Annotated in this window: 5 protein-coding genes and 1 pseudogene; 2 read left to right on the top strand and 4 right to left on the bottom strand. The window is 37.7% G+C overall.

What is annotated here, in order from left to right:
* Positions 1 to 690 (bottom strand): MFS transporter (locus AC1DSB_RS17465; protein WP_477587224.1); only part of this gene is annotated, 690 nt, incomplete at its 3' end.
* A gap of 146 nt (positions 691 to 836) precedes the next feature.
* Here AC1DSB_RS17465 and AC1DSB_RS17460 point away from each other — a divergent pair.
* The gene (locus AC1DSB_RS17460; RefSeq protein ID WP_016427297.1) at positions 837 to 1,151 is read left to right on the top strand and encodes a hypothetical protein; all 315 of its coding nucleotides are present in this window, start codon (positions 837 to 839) and stop codon (positions 1,149 to 1,151) included.
* Here AC1DSB_RS17460 and AC1DSB_RS17455 read toward each other — a convergent pair.
* The 3 genes from AC1DSB_RS17455 to AC1DSB_RS17445 all read right to left on the bottom strand — a co-directional run bounded on the left by AC1DSB_RS17455 (position 1,117) and on the right by AC1DSB_RS17445 (position 2,577).
* On the bottom strand, positions 1,117 to 1,656 hold the full coding sequence (locus tag AC1DSB_RS17455) for a GGDEF domain-containing protein (protein ID WP_477532770.1): 540 nt from the start codon (positions 1,654 to 1,656) through the stop codon (positions 1,117 to 1,119). The two genes, AC1DSB_RS17460 and AC1DSB_RS17455, sit on opposite strands and share 35 nt — an antisense overlap.
* A 93-nt stretch (positions 1,657 to 1,749) precedes the next feature.
* The gene (locus tag AC1DSB_RS17450) at positions 1,750 to 1,911 is read right to left on the bottom strand and encodes a hypothetical protein (protein ID WP_477532769.1); all 162 of its coding nucleotides are present in this window, start codon (positions 1,909 to 1,911) and stop codon (positions 1,750 to 1,752) included.
* Positions 1,912 to 1,962: 51 nt separating this feature from the next.
* Positions 1,963 to 2,577, bottom strand: a complete 615-nt coding sequence (locus tag AC1DSB_RS17445) for an alpha/beta hydrolase (protein ID WP_477532768.1) — start codon at positions 2,575 to 2,577, stop codon at positions 1,963 to 1,965.
* 124 nt (positions 2,578 to 2,701) lie between these two features.
* Here AC1DSB_RS17445 and AC1DSB_RS17440 point away from each other — a divergent pair.
* Positions 2,702 to 2,811: pseudogene (locus AC1DSB_RS17440) on the top strand (hypothetical protein); the annotation flags it as partial.

The raw sequence follows: 2,811 nt of genomic DNA, 5'->3' as shown, positions 1-2,811 counted from the left end.
CAATGAGAAAAACAATGAAGCTTGAAAACCAAAAAACAATAAAATAAGCCATGCTCTCGTATTTGTCCACGGCGAACGGAATGATGCTGTCACATTTTCTCGTTCAATCGGAACAGCGATTTCTTTTTCTGGCTTCATGGCAACGACCCAAACCAAGTATGCCAACAATGCTAACGAAGACCAGAAAGCTAGGGCATACTCCCATTCTTCACCGATTTTGACATATAATATACCGGTTAAACCAGCACTCAATGTTGCACCAGCACCCATACCTAGTGAATAGATTCCTATAGCTGAAGCAGTACGAGTAGGGAATTTTTCTTTAATTAATGATGATAAAATAGGTCCGATAATTGCAATGGCAACACCTATTACAAAAGCAGTCACCAATAGTGATACATAGTCATTTAACCATGCACGTAATAAAGTAAGCACACCTATTAAGACGATTAATAAAGAAATCCCTCTTCTTTGTCCGAACTTATTCAGCCAGTGAACAGCCAATGGTGCGAATAATCCCATACAGATTACGGGAACCGCCGTTAACAAGCTTACTTCACTGTTCGTCAAATTTAAATCATTTCGGATTGTGTCCAGTAATGGCCCGATTGATGTAATAGCAGGTCGTAAATTTAAGGCAATCAAAAAGATGGCAATTAATAATGATGTCATTGATTTTTGGGAATTCATAATCTCCGCCCTCTATAATTAAAATAGTTCTCCACCAAGTAAATCATATCAGACGTCCGACCACAACTATGAATCTTTGTATCTAGTATGCAAACTTGTGTTCCCATTTGATAAATTGTACAATAAATGGTGAAAGGGTGAATAAATTGAAACTCATTCAATGGAGTTACACGAAAAGATACCAAGTGAAAGCTATTTTTGATGAATTTCCAAATATGATTCTCGTATTCAGGACGATAGGGTCTTATTATTTTATATTTACTACAAAAGGATCGATAGACAATCGATATCCAACCAGAAAAGATTATGTTGAAATGGAACTGTTGGTAAATGAGCAGCTGCAAACGTTGCAATCCTATATAAATCGCAAGTCACCACTCGAAATGAAGTGGGTTGACGAATGGTTGCAAAAAAAAGAACTTCCACTTACTCAATTGGAAGTCCTTTCTCATAAAGAATAATTTGATTGCGACCAAGCGATTTTGCGATGTAAAGTGCTTGGTCTGCACGTTTCAATAAATCTTCCAATGATTGCTGTACATCATATTCATGCACACCAGCCGAAAATAATAACGGCACTGGATCCATTCGGTATTTCAACAATTCTTCATTGCAGCAATCTTGTAGAGAAAGTAATTGACGGTGAATTTCCTGCGTGTTGCTGTTTTGAAAAAGAATAATAAATTCTTCTCCACCCCACCTCGCAACGACATTCGAATCATTAATTTTCCGTCTTAATAGGCTGGCAAAAGTTTGGAGGGCAATATCCCCAAATGTATGCCCGTATTGATCGTTGATGTTCTTGAAATGATCCAGATCCAATATCGCCAAAGTAAAAGTCTGTCCGCTCACTTCAAAACGATTTTGAGCCTTACGGATTTCCTCCACCATTTTCCGTCGATTAAATAGTGACGTTAAGTGATCGGTAATGGAAAGCTCCTTTACTTGTTCGACCAAACGTTCCAACTCCTCATGGCTCCTATGAAGCAAAATCTCAATTTCTTTTCGCTCGGTAATATCGATATGTGTCCAATCATGCGCTTTGCGAATCCTCGATTGTCACGCTCCACCGATTTTCAACGACCCAAAACCCAACGATTTTGGAGATATATGTTCTACTTCTTGTTTTCCGTTATCCAATACCCGGTGCATAAAAATTATTGGTCCATTCCAAGTCATTTCATGAAAAGGCGTTTCAAACACTTTTTCCATATTACCCATAATACACCAACTATCTAATACACTTATTATAACTGAAAGCAAAAATTAAGGCTACCTAATTAAGGTATACCAATCACGTGCATCCTGTATTTCCTTCATTGTCAATTGGTGTCCGTTGTTATACCATTTTTCCTGAACTTTAGCTCCTTGAACACGTAATACATCAATTAACTCCTGCGTTTCTTTTTGAGGAATAATGGGATCGTTCGTTCCTGCCCCAATAAAAATATGTGCATTCTGTATTTCTTTAACTGTGTTGTTTCGATATGGCACCATTGCATGGAATAAAATCGCTCGATCGACAATTTTCTCATGTTTCATCAGCAATGTTGCTGCAATATTTGCTCCATTGGAATAGCCAATAACTGTGACTAGGTCAGTGTTCGGTGCATAATGCGATAAAGCTTCCTTTAGGAACGTATGGAGTTCTTCTGCGCGGTAAAACAAATCTTTCTCGTCAAAAATACCTTCTGCTAGACGTCGGAAGTATCGTGGCATGCCCCCCTCCAAAACATTTCCACGAACTCCAAGTAAGGATGCTGTCGGATCGATATGTTTTCCCACATTAATCAAATCATGTTCATTTCCACCTGTACCGTGTAGCAATATCAAGACGTTTTTTTTATTTGTTCCTTCAATAAATATGTGTTGATGTGTTTCATTCATCGTTATCCCCTCCTTCTTTTTATTTTATCTTGAATTCAAGATATATTCCACTCTTAAAGTTTGAGCATTCTTATACCCTTTCATGATATAATAGAAGCATTGTGAAAAATAAGGAGGTTCAAACATGATTGCTGTAAGTAATGTAAGTTTACGCTTCGGAGATCGCAAGCTTTTCGAAGACGTCAATATAAAATTCAACCCAGGTAACTGTTACGGATTAATTGGTGCTAACGG

Source organism: Paenisporosarcina sp. P4_E4_2 (assembly GCF_056401595.1).
This window is presented reverse-complemented; position numbering and strand designations above follow the sequence as displayed.

Coding starts and splice junctions, on each gene's coding strand:
- AC1DSB_RS17445 (WP_477532768.1), bottom strand. CDS start 2,577: ATGAATGAAACACATCAACACATATTTATTGAAGGAACAAATAAAAAA.
- AC1DSB_RS17450 (WP_477532769.1), bottom strand. CDS start 1,911: ATGGGTAATATGGAAAAAGTGTTTGAAACGCCTTTTCATGAAATGACT.